The sequence below is a fragment of the Alteraurantiacibacter aquimixticola genome (genome assembly GCF_004965515.1).
Lineage (GTDB): Bacteria > Pseudomonadota > Alphaproteobacteria > Sphingomonadales > Sphingomonadaceae > Alteraurantiacibacter > Alteraurantiacibacter aquimixticola.
The window spans coordinates 356,622-375,178 of record NZ_SSHH01000002.1; the positions used below are offsets into that span (position 1 = coordinate 356,622).

The 18,557-nt window shown below is 62.3% G+C and carries 17 protein-coding genes; 6 read left to right on the top strand and 11 right to left on the bottom strand.

Annotated elements, in window-relative coordinates; genetic code table 11:
* Positions 1-10: 10 nt before the first annotated feature.
* From E5222_RS08170 to recN, 5 genes are all read right to left on the bottom strand, one after another.
* The gene (locus E5222_RS08170; RefSeq protein ID WP_136693271.1) at positions 11-2,116 is read right to left on the bottom strand and encodes a TonB-dependent receptor domain-containing protein; all 2,106 of its coding nucleotides are present in this window, start codon (positions 2,114-2,116) and stop codon (positions 11-13) included.
* A 70-nt stretch (positions 2,117-2,186) separates the two neighbouring features.
* Positions 2,187-2,561, bottom strand: a complete 375-nt coding sequence (locus E5222_RS08175) for a DUF2946 family protein (protein WP_136693272.1) — start codon at positions 2,559-2,561, stop codon at positions 2,187-2,189.
* Positions 2,562-2,611: 50 nt separating this feature from the next.
* On the bottom strand, positions 2,612-4,909 hold the full coding sequence (gene ligA / locus E5222_RS08180) for an NAD-dependent DNA ligase LigA (protein ID WP_136693273.1): 2,298 nt from the start codon (positions 4,907-4,909) through the stop codon (positions 2,612-2,614).
* Positions 4,909-5,421, bottom strand: a complete 513-nt coding sequence (locus tag E5222_RS08185; RefSeq protein ID WP_136693274.1) for a hypothetical protein — start codon at positions 5,419-5,421, stop codon at positions 4,909-4,911. Before E5222_RS08185 ends, ligA begins: the two co-directional genes overlap by 1 nt.
* Complete coding sequence (gene recN, locus E5222_RS08190) at positions 5,418-7,082, bottom strand: DNA repair protein RecN (RefSeq protein ID WP_136693275.1); 1,665 nt, start codon at positions 7,080-7,082, stop codon at positions 5,418-5,420. Before recN ends, E5222_RS08185 begins: the two co-directional genes overlap by 4 nt.
* 145 nt (positions 7,083-7,227) lie before the next feature.
* Here recN and E5222_RS08195 point away from each other — a divergent pair, with 145 nt between their 5' ends.
* Positions 7,228-7,563, top strand: coding sequence for a PilZ domain-containing protein (locus E5222_RS08195; protein WP_281276753.1), 336 nt, complete (start codon positions 7,228-7,230; stop codon positions 7,561-7,563).
* Between the two features lie 33 nt (positions 7,564-7,596).
* Here the strand turns inward: E5222_RS08195 and E5222_RS08200 are convergent, their stop codons facing one another.
* The 3 genes from E5222_RS08200 to E5222_RS08210 form a co-directional block, all read right to left on the bottom strand.
* Positions 7,597-8,397 (bottom strand): outer membrane protein assembly factor BamD, encoded by an 801-nt coding sequence (locus E5222_RS08200; RefSeq protein ID WP_136693277.1) that lies wholly within the window; start codon positions 8,395-8,397, stop codon positions 7,597-7,599.
* Between the two features lie 152 nt (positions 8,398-8,549).
* Positions 8,550-11,642: a TonB-dependent receptor domain-containing protein gene (locus E5222_RS08205; RefSeq protein WP_136693278.1), complete on the bottom strand. Its 3,093-nt coding sequence runs from the start codon at positions 11,640-11,642 to the stop codon at positions 8,550-8,552.
* Positions 11,643-11,976: 334 nt separating this feature from the next.
* Positions 11,977-12,885, bottom strand: a complete 909-nt coding sequence (locus E5222_RS08210; protein WP_136693279.1) for a CmcJ/NvfI family oxidoreductase — start codon at positions 12,883-12,885, stop codon at positions 11,977-11,979.
* Between the two features lie 112 nt (positions 12,886-12,997).
* Here E5222_RS08210 and E5222_RS08215 point away from each other — a divergent pair, with 112 nt between their 5' ends.
* The 5 genes from E5222_RS08215 to E5222_RS08235 all read left to right on the top strand — a co-directional run bounded on the left by E5222_RS08215 (position 12,998) and on the right by E5222_RS08235 (position 15,720).
* Positions 12,998-14,020, top strand: a complete 1,023-nt coding sequence (locus tag E5222_RS08215) for a methyltransferase (protein WP_246021711.1) — start codon at positions 12,998-13,000, stop codon at positions 14,018-14,020.
* A 117-nt stretch (positions 14,021-14,137) separates the two neighbouring features.
* Entirely contained in the window at positions 14,138-14,332 is a 195-nt protein-coding gene (locus E5222_RS08220) for a hypothetical protein (RefSeq protein ID WP_136693281.1), read from the top strand.
* 72 nt (positions 14,333-14,404) lie between these two features.
* Positions 14,405-14,581 (top strand): Flp family type IVb pilin, encoded by a 177-nt coding sequence (locus tag E5222_RS08225; RefSeq protein WP_136693282.1) that lies wholly within the window; start codon positions 14,405-14,407, stop codon positions 14,579-14,581.
* A gap of 165 nt (positions 14,582-14,746) precedes the next feature.
* On the top strand, positions 14,747-14,923 hold the full coding sequence (locus E5222_RS08230; protein ID WP_136693283.1) for a Flp family type IVb pilin: 177 nt from the start codon (positions 14,747-14,749) through the stop codon (positions 14,921-14,923).
* A gap of 71 nt (positions 14,924-14,994) precedes the next feature.
* Positions 14,995-15,720, top strand: coding sequence for a hypothetical protein (locus E5222_RS08235; RefSeq protein WP_136693284.1), 726 nt, complete (start codon positions 14,995-14,997; stop codon positions 15,718-15,720).
* A gap of 167 nt (positions 15,721-15,887) precedes the next feature.
* On the opposite strand, the gene E5222_RS08240 is transcribed toward E5222_RS08235, so the two are convergent.
* The 3 genes from E5222_RS08240 to E5222_RS08250 form a co-directional block, all read right to left on the bottom strand.
* A complete protein-coding gene (locus tag E5222_RS08240) occupies positions 15,888-17,228 on the bottom strand; it encodes an anti-phage deoxyguanosine triphosphatase (RefSeq protein ID WP_136693285.1) in 1,341 nt (446 codons plus the stop codon).
* Between the two features lie 32 nt (positions 17,229-17,260).
* On the bottom strand, positions 17,261-17,926 hold the full coding sequence (locus tag E5222_RS08245; RefSeq protein WP_136693286.1) for a hypothetical protein: 666 nt from the start codon (positions 17,924-17,926) through the stop codon (positions 17,261-17,263).
* 400 nt (positions 17,927-18,326) lie between these two features.
* Positions 18,327-18,506, bottom strand: coding sequence for a hypothetical protein (locus E5222_RS08250; RefSeq protein ID WP_136693287.1), 180 nt, complete (start codon positions 18,504-18,506; stop codon positions 18,327-18,329).
* Positions 18,507-18,557: the final 51 nt, after the last annotated feature.

Genomic DNA, 18,557 nt, shown 5'->3' on the forward strand with positions numbered 1-18,557 from the left:
CTGCCAGCGATCAGAAGGCGATACCCGCCCTCACCCAGACGCCGCGCCCGGTGCCCGGCAGCCGCTCACCCACCGGCACGTCGGATGCGCCCACGCGGTTCACGCCCGCGAGGTGGGGCTGGTAATAGGCGTCGAACAGATTCTCCACCCCGGTATCGAGCGTGATCCGGTCGGTGGCCGCGAAGCTGGCGAAAAGGCCGACGACGGCATAGCCATCGCTCGGCGTCTCGCCATTGGTGGCGGAGACCTTGGCCTGCTTGGCCACCGCCGTCATTTCCGCCCCGGCCGACCAGCGATCATCCCGCCAGATCGCCGCCAGCCGCAGTGAGGCAGGCGGGATGCGGTAGAGATTGTCCGAGATGTCGCGCCGCTTGCCGCGCACATAGCTGGCGGTGCCTTCGAGCAGCAGGTGCTCGCCCAGCTCGGCCGAGGCGTCGAAATCGATCCCGTAGAGCTCGGCATCGACATTGCGGAACATCAGCGGCGTGGCATCGCCATTCATGTTCGCGACCATTTCCACCGGGCTGTCGATCACGCCCACCGTGGCATCGAAAGGCGTGCCCTGGATGAAGTGGTCGACGCGGCGATAGAAGATGGTCGGACGGAAAGTGATCGCCCCTGCGTCGACGTCAACGCCCGCCTCGGCGATCCAGGCGACTTCGGGATCGAGCGCAGAATTGCCGACATAGATATTGCCGTCGGCAAGGCCATAGCTCGCCTCGGTCGGCAGCCAGGCGAAACGTTCCAGAGTGCTGGGAACGCGCGTCTTGCGCGCCAAGGTGAAGCGCGGGGTCACGACGTCGCCCGGCAGCCACAGGCGCAGTACGGCATCCAGCGTGGTGTCGTCCGCCTCCCGCACGGTGGCGGCGAAGGCATTGGCGAGGCCGACCGGGCCCATCGGCACTGCGCTGCCGAGCGTGGGGATACCGGAGCTCTGCTCGGTCCGGTCGATCCGCGCGCCCAGCTCCATTTCAACCGCGCCGAGGCCCTCGCGCAGCTGCACGAAGGCGCCATAACGATCCGACTGCAGATCCGCCTGCGCATCGAGGAAGAAGTCCGCATTGAACGGATTGGTGATCCGCACCGCCTTCTCAACCGTCTCCAGATCGACGCCCAGCGTCACATTGCGCGCGGCCGAGCCGAGACGCAGGCTCGCCTCGCCCGTCCACGTATCTGCCTCGGCAAAGGTCGCACGCGTGCGCATCGCTTCCGGGGTGGGACCGCGCAGACTGTAATTGTCCATCAGGTGCTCGACCGCGACATGACCGATGCGCAGCTCCAGCCCAACGTCCTCGGCAATCTCGCCACGATAGCCGCCCTGCAGGAAGTCTGTATCGAAATACTGGATATCCATCGCGAAGGCCGGATTGCCCGAGGGGTCGGTCTCGCTGCGGCGATATTCGGCAAAGAGCTCGCCCTCGCCCAGCTTCACCCCGGCATTGAAGCCGTAGAGATTGCGTTCGAAGGACGTGCTGCCTGCCGTGCCTCCGTCGAACTCGTAATCGTCGCCTTCCTCACGGCTAGCAATGGCGGCGATGCGCCAGCTGTCGGTCGCAACACCCACAGTGCCACCGACCGCATAGCTGTCATCCACGCTGCGATATTGCCCAGCGAGGCGGCCGTGCACTTCAGGCGCGCTGCCGCTGGCAAAGGGCACCTGCAGCAATTGCGCATCGACCGCGCCAGCAAGGCTCGGCCCTTCGGAGACCGGCGCCACGCCGCGCGCGATGGCGATGCTCTCGACAAGGATCGAGGGCGCATAATGCATGGGCGGGTCCATCGCGTTGGGACCGCCGCTGGCAAAGCGCTGGCCGTTGACGCGGCCGAGCACGCGCTCACCGAACAGACCGCGATAGGAAAGCTGGCCTGACAGCGCGCCATTGCCGATCGCGGCGGCACCGGGAGCGCGCGCGGCGATCGCCACCGCGTCGGCGGGCAGCGCGACCTGCTGCGGCGGATCGATCTCCTCGCTCGCAACGGAAGGCGCGGTGGAGCTGACCACGATCACGTCGGTCAGGATATCCTCGGCATCGCTATCCTGTGCGAGGGCCTGGAGGGGAATGAGGGCAAAAGGCACGGCCGCAGCAGCGCCGAGAAGTGTCGATTTGAAAGTCATGTGAAATCACTCGTCTGAAATGGGATGCGCAGCAGGTCCCGCTTGGGGAGACAGGCGGCAGGATCGGTTTTCAGGCGAGTGCGGGCGGCCCCGTGGCAGGCGGCAGGTCGGCTGGCGTGTCGGGCGAGAGTACCCGCTGTCGGACCGCGTCATAGGCGGCGGCCGCCAGTTGCGGCAGCGGCAGGCGCAAATTGGGATCGGGTGTGGTGCCCTGATCGCTCAGGCTGGCGAAAGCGCAGGCCTTGGCTTCGGTCTCCTCGTCCTCGTGAGCAGGCGCGTCATCTTTCATCGGGATGACGAGTACCTGATCCGAATTGCAGACCTCGACGGTGATGGCGCCCGAAGCGTCCTCGCCCAGCATCCATCCCTGCGGCACCACCGCACGCAGCAGCAGCGCCACTGCGACAAGCAGCATCCAGTGCGAGGATTCGCGGCGAGCGGTCATTGCGCGGTAGCCGCTAGGCGAGCGGGAGGGGTGACGCAAGCCCCTGAACCCTATCCCGCCGCCGCGACGATCTCGGCCCAGGCAGCCTCGTCGATCACCTCGATGCCGAGCTCGGCTGCCTTCTTGAGCTTGCTGCCCGCGCCGGGGCCAGCGACCACCAAGTCGGTCTTCGCACTGACCGAACCCGCAGCCTTCGCCCCCAGCCGCTCGGCCTGTGCCTTGGCCTCGTCGCGGCTCATCGTCTCCAGCTTGCCGGTGAAGACCACGGTCTTGCCCGACACCGCGCTTTGCGTGGTCTCGACGACATATTCGGGCGGGTTGGTGACGGAGAGGATATCCTCCCACACTTCGACATTATGCGGCTCGTGGAAGAAGTCGCCCAGCGCCTCCACCACCGCGCCGCCGATGCCATCGATGCTGGTGAGCGCTGCGGTGGCCTCCTCGTCTCCATCGCGCGCCTTTTCGGCCGCTTCGCGCAGGGCGGGCAGTGTGTGGAAGTTCTTCAGCAAGTCGCGCGCGGTGACCGCACCCACATGGCGGATGCCGAGACCGAAAAGCAGCCTTGCCGCATCGGGCGCGCGCTTCGCCTCGATACTGGCGAGCAGGTTCTCGACCGACTTTTCCTTCCACCCGTCCAGCGCGAGGATCTCGGCCTCGCGATCCTTCAGGCGGTAGATGTCCGCCGGGCTTTCGAGCCAGCCCAGCGCGAAGAACTGGTCGATCGTCTTCTCGCCCAGCCCCTCGATATCGAGAGCGGCGCGGCTGACGAAATGCTTGAGGCGCTCGGTCCGCTGCGCCGGGCAGATCAGGCCGCCTGTGCAGCGCACGTCGACCTCGCCCTCTTCGTTCACCGCCTCGCTGCCGCATTCGGGACAATGGCCGGGGAAGTCGAAGGCGGGACGATCCTCGTCACGCGTGAGATTGTCGACGACCTGCGGGATCACGTCGCCCGCACGCTGGATCACCACGCGGTCTCCCGGACGCACGCCCAGCCGCTCGATCTCGTCGCGATTGTGCAGTGTGACATTGGTGACGGTGACGCCGCCCACCAGCACCGGCGCGAGGCGTCCGACCGGTGTCAGCTTGCCGGTGCGGCCTACCTGTATGTCGATATGTTCGAGCACGGTCTCGGCCTGCTCGGCGGGAAACTTGTGCGCCATCGCCCAGCGCGGCGCCTTGGCGACGAAGCCCAAACGCTTCTGCCAGTCGAGCCGGTCGACCTTGTAGACCACGCCGTCGATTTCATAAGGCAGGTCCGCGCGCCGCTCCATGATGCTGCGATATTGCTGCAGCATGTCCTCGACCGAATGGCACAGCACGAGGTCGGGAGAGATCGGCAGGCCCCACTCGGCAATACGCTGCATCACCTCCATCTGCGTCTCGCCCGGCACCTCCGATGCTGCGCCCCAGCCATGCGCCCAGAAGCGCAGCGTGCGATGCGCCGTGACGCTCGCATCCTTCTGCCGCAGCGATCCGGCGGCGGCATTGCGCGGGTTAGCAAAGACCTTTCCGCCCGCTTCTTCCTGCGCAGCATTGAGCGCAGCAAAGTCCTGTTTCGCCATGTAAACTTCGCCGCGCACCTCGAAGACGTCGGGAGCGTTTCCGTTCAGCTTCTGCGGGATATCGGCGATATGCGCGACATTGGCGGTGACGTTCTCCCCCACCTGCCCATCCCCGCGCGTGGCGGCGAGCACCAGCTCTCCCTTTTCATAGCGCAGCGAGCAGGACAGGCCGTCGATCTTGTCCTCAGCCGTCATGATGACGGGCTCATCCTCGGGCAGAGCAAGGAAGCGCCGCACGCGGGCGACAAAGTCCTCTACCTCCTCATCCGAGAAGGCGTTGTCGAGGCTCATCATGCGAACCTCATGGACGACCTTAGTCAGAGCATTCTTGGACGGGGAACCAACAATTTGCCTTACACTGAAGAGATCATCTTCGCTGACGACGAGTTGATCCTCCAGCGTCTGGGCTTTGAGCTTTAAAGCATCGAACGCCTCATCGGTGATAATCGGATCGTCAAGCTCGTCGTACCGGTATCGGTGAAACTGAATATCATGAAGAAGCTTTGCGAGCTGGACTGCCTGCGGACGAAGTGTCTCCTGCCGAATTTCGGACTTTTCCTCGTCCGAAAGCTTCCCGACCTTTTTTCTCGGAGCTGTCGGCGAGTCGTAACGAACAAGCTGCGGAAACTCGCGTTCAAGTTCGCGGTTCCGCCTGACTAGTTTGTCAAACTCCTTATTGGTTATCTCTGGTGCCTGCTCCGAATGATAGAGCCAACGGTGGTGCCTGATGGCCCTAGCCAGCCGCATCAACTCATTGGCGGCCTCGGCTTCGGAAATCCCCGCCATCACTCCTCACCGATCAGCCGGTCATCGCGGTCGAACTGCCAGGCGCCATCGGCATATTGCATGGTGTAGCGGCTGCTGAGCGAGCTCGTCTGCCCGGAGACATAGCCGCCAAAGCCGGTGCAATTCGCCTCATTGGCACAAGTGAAGCTGTGGATGCGGAAGAGCATGGCGGTCTCGCCGGTCTCCGTGTCCTGCCACCTGCCGTCGACAAAGCCGCAGCGCGCGAAGGGTGCGAGGCTGCCATAGCGTGTCATCAGCTCCAGCTCCTCCGCCGCCGGCAGCGCCACTTCGGAGCGGCCATCGTGGGAGGCGACGCAGATGGTTGGCCGCGCGCCCACATCGCTGGCGAAGTAATTGCCCAGCAGGTGATCGAACAGCGCCAGCAGCGGGCGCGACTGGTCAGTTGCGAAGGGCGAAACCTCGCCCACGCCCTCACCGCCATCGCTTTCCGGCGCGGTGGTACAGGCGGCCAGCCCCAGCAATGTCACAGCGGCAATCGATCCTCTCATCATACTCCCTCCAGCAGCCTGTCCGCCTGCGCGCGCGCCTCGTCGGTGATTTCCGCGCCAGAGAGCATGCGTGCGATTTCCTCCTGCCTCCCGCCCGCATCGAGCAGTGCGACCGAGGTGCGGGTGACGGTTCCTTCCGAACTCTTGGCGATCATGTAATGGGTCTGCCCGCGCGCGGCGACCTGCGGGCTGTGCGTGACGGCGAGCAACTGGCCGCCTGCGGCCAGCCGCGCCAGCCGCTCGCCAATCGCGCTCGCCACCGCGCCGCCGACGCCGCGATCGATCTCGTCAAAGATTACCGTCGCCGCCCCGCCCTTCTCCGCCAGCGCGACCTTGAGCGCGAGAATAAAGCGCGAGAGCTCGCCGCCCGAAGCAATCTTGCCCAGCGGGGCGAAATCGGCGCCGGGATTGGTGGCAATGAGGAATTCGACGCTGTCCATGCCATGCGCGTCCCAGCGATCCTCCTCCAGCTGGGTGACGGCTGTGCGGAAGCGCGCGGCATCGAGCTTGAGCGGTGCGAGCTCCGCCGCCACCGCCTCGTCCAGCGCCATGCCGGCGGAAACGCGCGTGGCGTGCAGCGCCTCGGCCTTGGCTATATAGGTCTGCTTCGCTGCCCCGGCCGCCTTTTCCAGCGTAGCGATATCGGCATCGCCCTGTTCGATGGCATCGAGCTTTTCGCGCATCTGGCGCATCGTCTCGGGCAGCTCGTCCACTTGGCAATTGTGCTTGCGGGCGAGTGCGCGCAATTCGAACAGCCGCGTCTCGATCCGGTCGAGCTCGGCGGGATCGAACAGCATGGCTTCGGCGGCGGCCTGCAGCTTCTCCTCGGCCTCCCCCGCCTCGATCACCGCGCGATCGAGAGCGGAGAGCGCTTCGGCCAGCAGGCCGTGATGTTCGGCAATCCGGTCAAGCCGCCGTGCGGCGCTGCGCAATTGGGCGAGCGCGCTGTCCGACCCGTCCCAGAAGGCGCGCAATTCCTCCAGGTCTCCCGAAAGCTTCTCACCCTTCTGCATGTCCGCGCGCGCGAGCGCGAGGCTCTCCTCTTCGCCCTCCTGCGGCTCGATCGAGGTCAGTTCGGCAAGATGGGCGAGTAGCAGATCCTGGTCAGCCTTCGCCTGTTCGATCGCACCGCGTGCTTCGGCGAGTTTCCCTTCTGCCGCCTGCCACTCCGCATGCGCCTTGGTCACGCCATTCACATCGCCATCGGCAAAGCGATCGAGCAATGCGCGGTGGCCGCGCGGGTTCACCAGCCCGCGATCATCATGCTGGCCGTGCAGTTCCACCAGCGCCGGCGCCAGCGCGCGCAGCAGGGCAATGCCCACGGGCTGGTCATTCACGAAGGCCTTGGAGCCGCCATCGGCCTTGAGCGAGCGGCGAATGATCAGCGCCTCTCCCGCTTCCATCTCGACCTCTGCCTCCTCGAGGACTTCACGCAGCGACTCGGGCAATTGCACGAACTCGAATGTAGCCGTGACACTCGCCTTTTCCGCTCCCGCGCGCACCAATGCGCTGTCTGCGCGATTGCCCAAAACCAGCCCCAAGGCATCGAGAAGAATCGACTTGCCTGCCCCCGTCTCGCCCGTCAGCACGCCGAGACCCGGGCCGAAGGCCAGGTCAAGCGCCTCGATAAGCACGATATTCCGGATGGCGAGCGCAGTCAGCATGGCGAGGAATCGGGATTTACGGCTCGACTCGGCGGAGCGCAATCTCCGCCTGTCCCGCAACGGTGGATCGGCTACAAATTCTTAACCATTCCATGGCTGAATAGTACGTGCTCAACCAGGGGATGGAGCTGCAATGTCTGTATCAATGATCAGAGCAAGGCGCCGCTACGCCATGCGATTGCCTATCTCACTGTGCCCGGATGGCCGCAAATCGGCCGAAGGTTTGTTGATCGAAATTTCCCAGGAAGGTGCCCGCATCAGTTGCCTCGGCGACTGGTCGTGCCATGCCGGAGAGCGGGTGAGCCTCTCCTTGCCCGATGGCCAGGATATGGACGCCACCGTGCGCTGGACGCATGACGGGCTGGCCGGGCTCGACCTTACCGCACCGCTGCATTGCAATGAATTGTCCGACCTGCTGGCTTTCAACCGCGACTTCACCGCCCCGAAGGCAGCACGGCCGGAACAGCGCTACGGCACCTGAACCCGCGCGGCATTATGCCGGGTTTCCGCTGGATCAGCCGCCCAGCCCCACTTCGGGGCCGTGGTCTTCGATCAGCTCATAGGCTTTCTCGTACCACTCATTGCCGGGATAGTTCGCGCCGAGCACGGCGGCATAACGCTTCGCCTCTTCCGGAATGCCGAGCGCCAGGCTGGTTTCGGTCAGGCGATAGAGTGCTTCGGGCGTGTGGCTGGTAGTCTGGAAATTCTCCACCACTTCGCGGAAGCGCAACTGCGCCGCGAGCCAGTGGCCGGTCCGCTCGTAATGACGGCCGATCTCCATTTCCTTGCCCGCGAGGTGATCGTTGACGAGATCGAGCTTCAGGCGGGCATCGGCGGCATATTCGCTGCGCGGATAGCGGCGAACGAGCTCGTTCAGCGCGCGCTGCGCCTGCTCGGTAATCGCCTGGTCGCGCTCCACATCGCTGATTTGCTCATAATAGCACATGGCGATGAGGTAATAGGCATAGGGCGCATCGCGGTTGCCGGGATGGATCGACAGGAAGCGCGAGGCCGACTGGATCGACTGGTTGTATTCCCCACGCGCGTAATAGGCGAAGGCACTCATCAGCTGCGCGCGGCGCGCCCAGGGCGAATAGGGATGCTGGCGCTCCACCTCGTCGAACAAGGCAGCCGCCACCGTCAGATCGCCGCGATCGAGCCGCTCCTTGGCCGCCGTGTAGAGCGATTCCACGTCGCGCGCGACATAGGCGGTTTCGCGCTGACCGCCGCCGCCCCCGCCCAGGGCCGCGCAGCCCGAAAGCGCCAGGGACGAAGCGGCCAGAATGCCAAGCGAGACGAGTTTGGAAGTGGTCATGGGACCCAGCCTATAGCCAGCGCTTTCGTGAACGCCAAGTGAAGTGAGGCCTCGCGGGCGCGGATAAGTTCGCACGGCCGTCCGCACAGCAAAAAGGGGCGGCAGGTTGCCCCGCCGCCCCTCTTCGATTTGCCGTGTTCCGGCGAGTGAGCTTAGAAGCTCAGGCTCGCACGGAAGAAGATCCGGCGGCCGATCACGTCATACAGCGACGGATCGGTGCCCGACTGGACGTTCGGAGCGTAAACTTCCGGATCCTTGTCGAACAGGTTGTTGATGCCGACGCGCAGCGTCAGGTGATCCATCAGCGTGTAATCGACGGCAGTGTCGATATAGATCGCGCTGCCGGTGCCGGTGAACTCGGTCTCACCCGGGAAAATCACGCTCGCGCGGTTTTCCATACCGTCGATGTAACGTGCACGGACCTGGAAACCAAAGTCAGCGACGTCATAATCCATCGTCAGGTTGGCACGCCATTCGGGGAAGGACGTACCAAGACCCGCACCGAAGAACGACGCCGTACCGGCATAGTCGAGCACCGGCTGGTTCGCCAGGACCTGCTGCTTGAAGTCGATCAGGTAGTTGACGAACAGGTTCAGGTTCATGCTGTCGTCACCCAGGAGGCCCGGATCGAATGCATAGTTCAGCTGCATGTCGATACCCGAAGTCTTCAGCTTGCCGCCATTGACGCCCGGATACTGGTCAGTCAGGCCCGAACCCGTGTCGGGGCCATAGATGAACAGGATGTCCGGTGCACGGAACAGCTGCTGACAGGTGCCATAAGACGCATCGAGGTTCGGATTGTTGCCATAGTAATTGTAGCAATCCGCAATCAGCGTGTTCGGATCAGGCGACTGGATCGTGTCGCTGATCTTGATGTTGTAGTAGTCGATCGAACCCGTCAGGCCCGGGATAGCCCCGAAACCGTTGGAGAAAGCCGCACCGAAGGTGAAGGTGTCGGCCGTTTCCGGACCCAGATCGGTGTTGCCCGAAAGCTCGACCGATGCCTGCGTACCAGGCGTCTGAACGAAGTTGTCGACCGCAGCACCGATACCGCCAAAGCCGAACGGGGCCGGAGCACCTGCATCGCGGCACAGCGTCCGGGCATCGTCGCCACCGTTCGCACGGAACTGCGTCGTTACCGAGCACGGATCGAAGATCTGCGGAGCGGAACCGCCACCCGAGAACAGCTCGCCGAAGTTCGGCGCGCGGACCGAGCGCTGGTAGCTGCCGCGGACATTCACGTCGTAGGTCGGCGACCAGATCAGTTCAGCCTTGTAGGCATCGTCCCATCGCGGATCGCTGGAGACTTCATTGATGATGTCGGTGAATTCCGAACGCGAGGCACGATAGCCGAGCGTAAGCGTCAGCTCGCGAGCCCAGGGCTGATCCGAAATGATCGGGACCGCAACTTCACCGAAGATATCGAAGAAGCTGTTTTCGCCGGCGTCGGGCGTCTGCGTGTTGAAGCCCGAGATCGGACCCGCAGAAGAACCCGGATCGAGCTCATATTCGAACGCACGGTTTTCGGCACCCAGAACCACGGTCAGGTTGCCGGCCGGGAGTTCGACGAGGTCACCCACGACATAGCCCTGGACGATCTTCTGCGTGAACTCGGTGCGCAGCAGGCCGCTGGCAGCCAGGTAATCGACGCAGTCGTCCGAAATCGGCTGACGGCCGAACGGATTGAAACCGCCTTCGCACTGGTCGGCACCACCATTCGGGTCATTCAGCATGTCGAACAGGCGCTGCGTGTCAACGTTGCCGGTCTGCTCCTGGTCGATGTTGGTACGGCCGAAGGAGTACGACAGCTCGTAGCTCCAGCTATCGGTCAGCTCGCCACGCAGGCCGCCAAGGACCTGGAACACCTGGTTGGTGTAGTCCGACTGGCGCAGGCCGATGTCCAGCGTGCGCTGACGCATCAGGAACGGCTCATCCGCGCCCGTGCCAACCAGGTTGGTGTTGTCCAGCGTACGCGAAGCCAACAGCGCGGCGAAGTCTGCCGGGATGAAGGGGTTGGTGGCCGGGATGACCAGCAGGTTGTTGATCGAACCACCAGCCTCGATCAACGGCGAAGACACCTGGATCGCGCTGTTTTCACCCGGTGCGCGGATGCCCACGGTGGGGATCGGCGTCGGCGCAAGGGCCGTGGCCGAGGTGTAGCGAGTGTAGCCGCCCTGTGCGAACACGGTGATTTCGGGAGCGAATTCGTAATCGATCTTGGACATGACCGAGGTGCGCTTGAACGGCAGCACCAGCAGGTTCACTTCGTCGAAGTTGTACGAATAGAGGTCGGGGAACAGCGCCTGGTTGACCGAGAAGTCCACCGGACCGGTGAAGTTCTCGACATCGATCGGGCTGTTAAAGATACCGCGCGAGAACAGCGTGCCGTCCAGGTTGAAACCGATCAGCGTCTGGTTGGCGGGCACCGAACCTGCAGCCGAGCCGTAGCCGGTGAAGATCGCGTCAACTGCGGCCTGGCTGGGGCCATTGCCCGAGGGGAAGTAAAGACCATCGGGCAGGAACGACGTGGTCGAGGTAGCAAACACCGAAAACGCACGCTGCGACTTGATCAGCGCTTCACGTTCCGAATAGTCGACCGCGACCACAGCATTGCCGCGACCGTCGGCGAAATTGCCGCCCAGCACGCCGGAAATCGTGTATTCCTCGGCATCCCAGTCGCGCAGCGCATTGCTGTAGCTGGCGCTGACATCGATACCTTCAAAGTCGTCCTTGAGCACCAGGTTCACCGCACCGGCGATAGCGTCGGCACCATACACCGCACCGGCGCCGCCGGTGATAACCTCGATCCGCTCGACCAGAGCGGCGGGAATGGTGTTGAGATCGACCGTCATGTTGTTGGCGGACACCATCGGGCGGCGACCGTCGATCAGCACCAGGTTGCGGTTGGCGCCAAGGCCACGCAGGTTGACGTTCGATTGGCCACCGTTACCGGGGTTGTTCGACGTGGTGGTGCCGGCCGGATTGACCTGGGGCAGCGTGTTGACGAACGTGTCCAGGGTGATGTCTGCGAATTCCTGCGCATCATCGCCGCTGACCACCGCAACGGGGCTGGCTGCTTCCATGTTCGGGCGCGCGATACGCGTGCCGGTGACCAGGATGACACCTTCATCCTCGGTCGAATCGACAGCGTCCGCATCCTGCGCGAAAGACGGCGTTGCACCCAGCGAAATCGCCAGGGCCAACGCTGCCGTTCCGCGGCGAAGCGCTTGCTTATTCATGTTCATTGAGCGTCCCTTCTCAAAGCTCGTGCCCGCTATCGGGCTGGGAAGGAGTGAACCGGCCTCTTCGCCTGCAAACGCGCACGCCGAGTCCTCTGCCGGAACTTACTCCGCAGTGCACAATCGAAGCCTTGCGGCAGCGCATCAATTGTTTGTTTCGAAAGCAACCAAAAAACCGTCGCAGCTGTAACCAGATTGCAACAATGCAATCGACCATCTGCAAAGGAGGAAATGGGCTCGACTGACGCCTGTCTCGGATCGATAAACGTCATCACCCGCATGATGGATGCGACCTGTTTTCAATCAGCTTGGCTGGTCGCGCGTCGGGCGGGGCTGCGCCCTACTCCCAGAACGCCACGCTGCGGCATTCGATGCTTTCGCGGATATTGGGGTTATCGGCGCTGGTATCGACAAAGGCCGAGTGCGGGCAGCGCCAGGTGACCGAGTGATCGCTGTCATGGAACTTGAACAGCAGCGCATCGTCAGCGTGCATGTTGGAAAAATACCACCAGCGATGGTCCGGATGGTATGAGAAGATCGTCGCCGCCAGCATCTCCTCCTCGCCCTCAACCGGCGCGGTCAGGGCATCTCCAGTGGGAAACTCGTCGACGATGAACAGCGAGTTCGACTTCTCTTCTCCGCCGAAGCTGGTGCGCCCGTCGCACAGCGCCAGCGGCACGTCCTGCGGTGGCGGGGAGAATGTGCGCCAGAAGCTGCTGATCAGGAAGCGCTTGAAGCCCGGCCCATCGGGGAAGTGCTTGGCATAGGTTGCCTCCGCCATGCGCCGTGCCGTCGGTGTGTTGATATCGACATGCGCTTCGCCCGCCGTAGGCTGGATTCCGCCACTATGCACGTATTTGCCAGCCTTGCTGGCGGCATGCTCGGAAAGGTCCGCACTGGTGCGCAACATCCACCCGCGCGCGACGCATTTGTCCGCCCCGGTCAGCCGCATCACTTCGCGCTCGACCTCGCGTTCGTACAAGGCGTCGACCTGGTCCCTGTCGTGGAAATCTCCGACCGCGCTTGGGCACTTGGCAATCATGAAGCCATGCCTGTCGAGCGTGAAGTGTTCGCGGATCGGCATGCCGTCGCGAATGGTAACGCGGTGGTCGGAATATGTGCCCGTGTTCAGCTCTTCACCCTGGCTGACATAGCGCCTGGTGACGAAGTCCCCCTCATCGACATAGCTCATGGCGGCATCGACCTGCCGTGCTTCGTCCTCGATATCCCCGATTGCTGCGCTCGCCATCGCTTCTCTCCCAGCGCCGATTTGCTCTTTCCTACAGCCATGACACGGGGCACTGGCGCAAGGCAAGATTGCCGCTTATCGTCCCGGCCAAACATTTAAGGGGAGGAATGTGATGGGGCCTTTGCCGCCAAGCGCCGATGATCGGCTGATCTGGGACATGTGGGAATCGCAGTTTCGCTTGCCAGTGGCAACGGTAGCGGATGAAGTGGGCACCTTCCGCGCATTGGGTAACGCCGCGCTGACTACGGCCGAATTGGCTTCCGAAATCCGTGTGGACGAGCGCGCCCTGGGCATCCACCTCGCCGCGCTCGCCTCCAGCGGTCTGGTGGAAAAGCGCGACGGACGCTGGGCGGCGACTCCGGCTGCGCGGACCTGGATGCATCCCGATGCCGAAGGCTATTGGGGCGGCTTCCTGTTCCGCTTCCGCGAAACGATCCCGATGCATGCGCAGCTACTGGAGACATTGAGGACCGGCAAGCGGCCCGCCAATGCTCAGACCGGCGGCCCCGAGTGGGAACGCGGCCACATGACCCAGGAAGCGGCAGAGCGCATCGCCAGGTTCATGCACGCCCACTCCATGGCCCCAGCCCGCGGTGCGGCGGCACAATCGGTGTTCGGGGGCATCTCCAGCCTAATGGATGTCGGCTGCGGATCGGGCGTCTACGGCATCGAGATCGCCCGCGCCAATCCTCGCCTGCAGGTCACACTGCTGGACCTCAAGGAAATGTGCAGCGAGGCGGCGAAGTTCGTCGAGGAGGCGGGGCTGACCGGGCGGATCACCACCGCCGGGGTCAATATGTTCGAGGAGGATTGGCCGACCGGGCATGAGGCGCATTTCTTTGCCAATGTCTTCCATGACTGGTCGGAGGAAACCAACAAACTCCTCGCCAGGAAGAGCTTCGATGCCCTGCCCTCGGGCGGGAAAATTCTTCTTTCCGAGATACTTATGGACGATGACGGCACCGGCCCCTGGTACGCCGCCAGCTTCAGCCTGCTGATGCTCGTGGGAACGCTCGGCAAGCAATACACCCTCCCCGAGTTCCGCGAGATCCTGGAGAGCGTAGGCTTCACCGACGTCCGCGCCAGCCGCACAGGCGGCGGTTATTACTCGCTGGTGAGCGCCACCAAACCCTGAGCGAAACGCGGCCCCCGAAACGCGCAGGCCCTAGGCGTTCCTGCCTAACCCTGCCCTCACCCTTTACCAAACGGCCGTGCGCCATGCCTCTTGCCACACGGCAAGGGGAGTTCCGCCATGGCCCGCCCACACAGCCACGCCTGGCAAGAGCTGGCCCGCTGCACCAGCGGCATCGCGATGGCCGAATATGCGGTGATCGTGGCCCTGCTCGCCATCGGCGCGGCGGCGGCCATTACCGACACCGGCAACCTCACCGGGCGCCACCACGCCGCGTCCCAAAACGAGGCCAAGGCACCTTCAACGCGAAATTAACCGTGCCCGGAAACGATCTTCTAAGAAGGGCCGTGCCAAACAACTCGGAGACTTCAAAGGGGAAATGTAACAATGAAGAACTTTCTGAAGACGGTCGCCTCCGACGAATCCGGCGCAACTGCCATTGAATACGGCCTGATCGCCGCACTGATCGCGGTTGCCGCGATTGTTGCGATGCAGGGCGTGGGCAACGAGCTGAACACCACCTTCAACAAGGTGTCCGAGCAGCTCTCGAACGCCAACACCTAATAGCTGCTGCTACAGCACGGCGGAGGTCCTCGCGGCCTCCGCCGACAGCTTTCCGGCCGCCTCGCCCACCCGGCGCAGGCGGCCGATTTGCGTTTACCCCAATACTAAACGCGATCCTAACCCGCGCCATGCGATAGAGGCTCCCTGCAACTTGGGGATCTTATCATGCAGAAGCTCATCCAACGCCTCACCCGTGACGAGGACGGCGCCACCGCCATCGAATACGGCCTGATCGCCGCGCTGATCGCGATCGCGCTCGTCTCCTCCTTCCTCAACCTGGGGAACATGCTGGAAGAGACGTTCAATACCATCGCCACCGCGCTCCACCTCGCCAACGCATAAGCCCTGGCGACAGGGGGAAGCTGCTACTTTCCCCTTTCCTACAGCTTTCCCGCCGGCCCATGCCCTTGGCCATGAGCCGCAAACCCGCACGCACCCTGCCCGCCTTCACCCCGGTCCCACGCAAGAAGGAGCAGGCGCGCGGCTGGACACCCGAACGCCAGCGCGCCTTTATCGAGGAGCTGGCCAGCTGCGGCAGCGTGAAACACGCCGCCCGCGCCGTGGGCGTTTCCGCCAAGAGCGCATACGACCTGCGCCGGGCAGAGGGCGCCAAGGGCTTCCGCAAGGCGTGGGAGGCCGCGCTCGATATCGGCATCCAGATGATCGAGGACGTGGCGATGGACCGCGCGCTCAACGGCGTGGAGGAACCCGTCTTCGCCTATGGCCAGGTGATCGGCACCCGCCGCGTCTATAATGACCAGCTGCTGATGTTCATGCTCCGGAACCGCGCCCCCAAGCGCTTTACCGGAGACAAGGCCCGCAGCATGAGCGGCGCCGACGCCTTCATGCTCAAACGCCTGAAGAAACAATGGCGCGCCGAATGGGAACGCGAACACGCCATGCTGGAGGCCGAGCGCGAGGACGTGACCGTCGCCCAGCTCAACGCCAAGATCGACGCCTTCAAACAGCGCTCCCTCGAATCCAAACGCCTGCGCCTGGCCAGCCCGGCGGCAGAGCCGGAACCCGACCCCGAACCCACCGGTCCCAGCGAGGAAATGCGCAAGATGCTCCCCCAGCCCAGACCGCCCGAGGATGACGGCTGGGAATGGATCGATCCGGATGCGGAGGGCGAGGAATGACCAAAGAGGAACGCGAGAACCCGCCGAGGCCGGGGGCGATCAGGGTTCATCGGGGGGTTTTTGAAGAAAACCCCTGAAAAAACTATAGAAATAAAATTGAATAGCCGAAAGCAAAAGAAAAACTATCACAACAAATGCGGTAGATGAAATACTCTCCAATTTCCACGCTACAGCTTATCGAAGACCGATCCGATCCTTGGCGAGAAGAGTCGCTCATAAGCCTTTAGAAGATAGGTATCGGTCATACCGGCAACATAATCACAGACATCACGCATTGGATCTTCGCTATTTTTGTACTTTTCGTAAATATCTCTCGGTAGAAAACTCTTTGGGTCCGACTTCAGCACCTCAAAGACCGCGACAACCATCATCTGCCCCTTGAATTCGAGATGCTGAACACTGGGGCTTAGAATAACCTCCTCGTAAATAAACTGTTTTACTGCCTCGACAAAACGCGCGACAGAATCCGGAAGCTTTGCGCGATAGCGCAACCGTGGTTCTTCGAATTCGTGGATCTCAGAAATTTCGACGCTGGTAATGACAAAATTCAAGATACGATTGATCTGATGCTTCCGCTCAGCCCCACCCGAAAACATACGTTCCACCAGTCCGCCATAGACATCGTTTTCGTATTGTCCGGCATAGCTGCTATTCAAGTAATCAAGTAACCCCTGACATTTGTCTGGGGTTACGTGCCGACGAAAGCTTTCTTGATCGACGAGACATAAGGCCAATGCGTCTTCCATATCGTGAATGCCGAAGCTGATGTCATCGGCAAGGTCCATGATGCTGCACGCAAAGGACTTGTGGCGCGCCTTGGCATGCTTCCCGTGCTTCAAATCGAAGCTTTGGAATGCCACTCGATCAGCGGCAGACAGCGGATCAAGAAGCCACGAAACCACTCCCCTTTCGCTATCGAGATAGCACTTCGGAGGCGTAGAGGCCTTTCGATCAAGCAAAGGTGTACCACTCGTTTCCGGAAGCATTCTGGGCACGATCGCAGGGTTCGCTGCTACGTTATAAGCAACCGGGTATTTTAGAACTCCGAGTAGTGTCTCACGGCAAAGATCGGCTCCATCCGCATCCGAAAATTTTTCTAGCTTCGACAGGATACGCAGCGTTTGGCCGTTCCCTTCAAATCCGCCGTTCTCCCGCATGCAATAGTTCAACGCGACTTCGCCACCGTGCCCGAAAGGTGGGTGGCCAAGATCGTGCGTACACGCGATGGCTTGCATCATGCTGCGGTCCGGGATGTAGCCAACCGCGTCATGGTCAGGAAAGTTCTTGCGAAGCTGCGCGCCGAGGCCACCGGCGATCTGCGCGACTTCGAGCGAATGCGTGAGTCGCGTCCTGTAGAAATCGCTGTCGCCAAGATTGAGGATCTGAGTCTTGCCTTGAAGGCGCCGAAAGGAACCTGAATGGATAATCCGCGCGTAGTCGACATCACCCGGGCTCCGGGCGTCCATTGGCTTCTTTTCCCAGCCTGATTTCCTTTCGAGCCAGACCATCCTCAGAATCCTTCTTGAGCGGCTGCAATCTTTTAGTCGTACTCTTTACGAAGCTTATCCCGCTCTTGGATAAGCCGCGCATAACGCGACCGAAACTCAACCTCTTCATCCCCGGTCAAAGGTGTTCTGTCCAAAGAAAACGTCGTTCCGCGAATAACGTCCAAAATTCTGAATTCTTCAGCCGGGATCGTCGGGAAAGCCTGCGTGAGCAACCAGAGGCCGAGGCGGGCAGCTTCAGGTGACAAGATCGGCTCGGGAGCGAAATACGAGTAGACTACAAACTCCTCGCCGCCCCCATCAGTCACAGAAAGCACGCTATCGACTTTGACAATCGCATCCAACCCGGGGAACGGGAACTGCGACTTCAGCGAAGGCCCCAAACCAAAGGGTTCATTGGTCCAGCGACGGCGCTCGTTCCACCAGAGCAGAAAACCATCCCGCAACTGCGGATACAGATTGGCGCGGCGTGAGTTCGCCGCAATCCTGGCATTTGTCGCCGAAGTCAGGTCGCCCCGACCAAAGACGTGTGCCTTGGCGTCAGCCCAAAACGGAGCATAAAAATCTCCACCGCCTCCGTCCGGACCTTCTTCGCGCCGCAAATCCTCGCGAATGTCAGAACGCAATGCCGAACGCCTCTGCTTCTCATCCAAAAAAAGCAGCTTCAAAAGCTTGCGAAGATGAATTTTTTCCAGTGCCATTGTCATTTCCCGCTCTAGCGGCGACACCATGGCTGTGGATAAGGGTGTGTATAGCCATGTGCTTAGCGCCTAGTACAAAATAGAGCGGTCGCTTGACGAGCCATGTGCACCGTGAACATAGACACGATGTTTCCTCGTGGGAAACGGCCTCCACCGCGACCGCTCGGGTTTCGGTGGTTGAAGGGGGGTCGGGCTCCACCCCGGCCTCCCACTTCAGTCAGCATTCCATAATCTGACGGCGTTGGACGCGTCGCAAGAGGTTGGGACGGCGAAATCCACAATCAAGTTTGTTCGAGGGGCAAAGGGCCCCATCGTCCCGTTATGGGACAACGGTGGCCTCTGAATTTACCGGTCCTGTATTGGCAATACGGCTACGGTTTCGCGAGCGAAAACCGTCCCCTCACTCCCCCGCACAACACTCCATCTCCCCACTCTCACACAGCGCCACCCGCCGCCGCCAGTCTTCCATTTCCCTTTCATGGGCCATGGCGGCCGCTTTCACGGCCTGCTGGTACTCGTGCGCCTTCTGCGCGATTTCCGCTTCGCGGGCGGCTTCGGCAGCCTCATAGCCACGCTGCACACCCCTCCCAAGACTGACCAAAAACAAGGGAGCAGCCGTCGGTTGCGGGCC

Coding starts and splice junctions, on each gene's coding strand:
- E5222_RS08170 (WP_136693271.1), bottom strand. CDS start 2,116: ATGACTTTCAAATCGACACTTCTCGGCGCTGCTGCGGCCGTGCCTTTT.
- E5222_RS08175 (WP_136693272.1), bottom strand. CDS start 2,561: ATGACCGCTCGCCGCGAATCCTCGCACTGGATGCTGCTTGTCGCAGTG.
- ligA (WP_136693273.1), bottom strand. CDS start 4,909: ATGGCGGGGATTTCCGAAGCCGAGGCCGCCAATGAGTTGATGCGGCTG.
- E5222_RS08185 (WP_136693274.1), bottom strand. CDS start 5,421: ATGATGAGAGGATCGATTGCCGCTGTGACATTGCTGGGGCTGGCCGCC.
- recN (WP_136693275.1), bottom strand. CDS start 7,082: ATGCTGACTGCGCTCGCCATCCGGAATATCGTGCTTATCGAGGCGCTT.
- E5222_RS08195 (WP_281276753.1), top strand. CDS start 7,228: ATGATCAGAGCAAGGCGCCGCTACGCCATGCGATTGCCTATCTCACTG.
- E5222_RS08200 (WP_136693277.1), bottom strand. CDS start 8,397: ATGACCACTTCCAAACTCGTCTCGCTTGGCATTCTGGCCGCTTCGTCC.
- E5222_RS08205 (WP_136693278.1), bottom strand. CDS start 11,642: ATGAACATGAATAAGCAAGCGCTTCGCCGCGGAACGGCAGCGTTGGCC.
- E5222_RS08210 (WP_136693279.1), bottom strand. CDS start 12,885: ATGGCGAGCGCAGCAATCGGGGATATCGAGGACGAAGCACGGCAGGTC.
- E5222_RS08215 (WP_246021711.1), top strand. CDS start 12,998: ATGGGGCCTTTGCCGCCAAGCGCCGATGATCGGCTGATCTGGGACATG.
- E5222_RS08220 (WP_136693281.1), top strand. CDS start 14,138: ATGGCCCGCCCACACAGCCACGCCTGGCAAGAGCTGGCCCGCTGCACC.
- E5222_RS08225 (WP_136693282.1), top strand. CDS start 14,405: ATGAAGAACTTTCTGAAGACGGTCGCCTCCGACGAATCCGGCGCAACT.
- E5222_RS08230 (WP_136693283.1), top strand. CDS start 14,747: ATGCAGAAGCTCATCCAACGCCTCACCCGTGACGAGGACGGCGCCACC.
- E5222_RS08235 (WP_136693284.1), top strand. CDS start 14,995: ATGAGCCGCAAACCCGCACGCACCCTGCCCGCCTTCACCCCGGTCCCA.
- E5222_RS08240 (WP_136693285.1), bottom strand. CDS start 17,228: ATGGTCTGGCTCGAAAGGAAATCAGGCTGGGAAAAGAAGCCAATGGAC.
- E5222_RS08245 (WP_136693286.1), bottom strand. CDS start 17,926: ATGGCACTGGAAAAAATTCATCTTCGCAAGCTTTTGAAGCTGCTTTTT.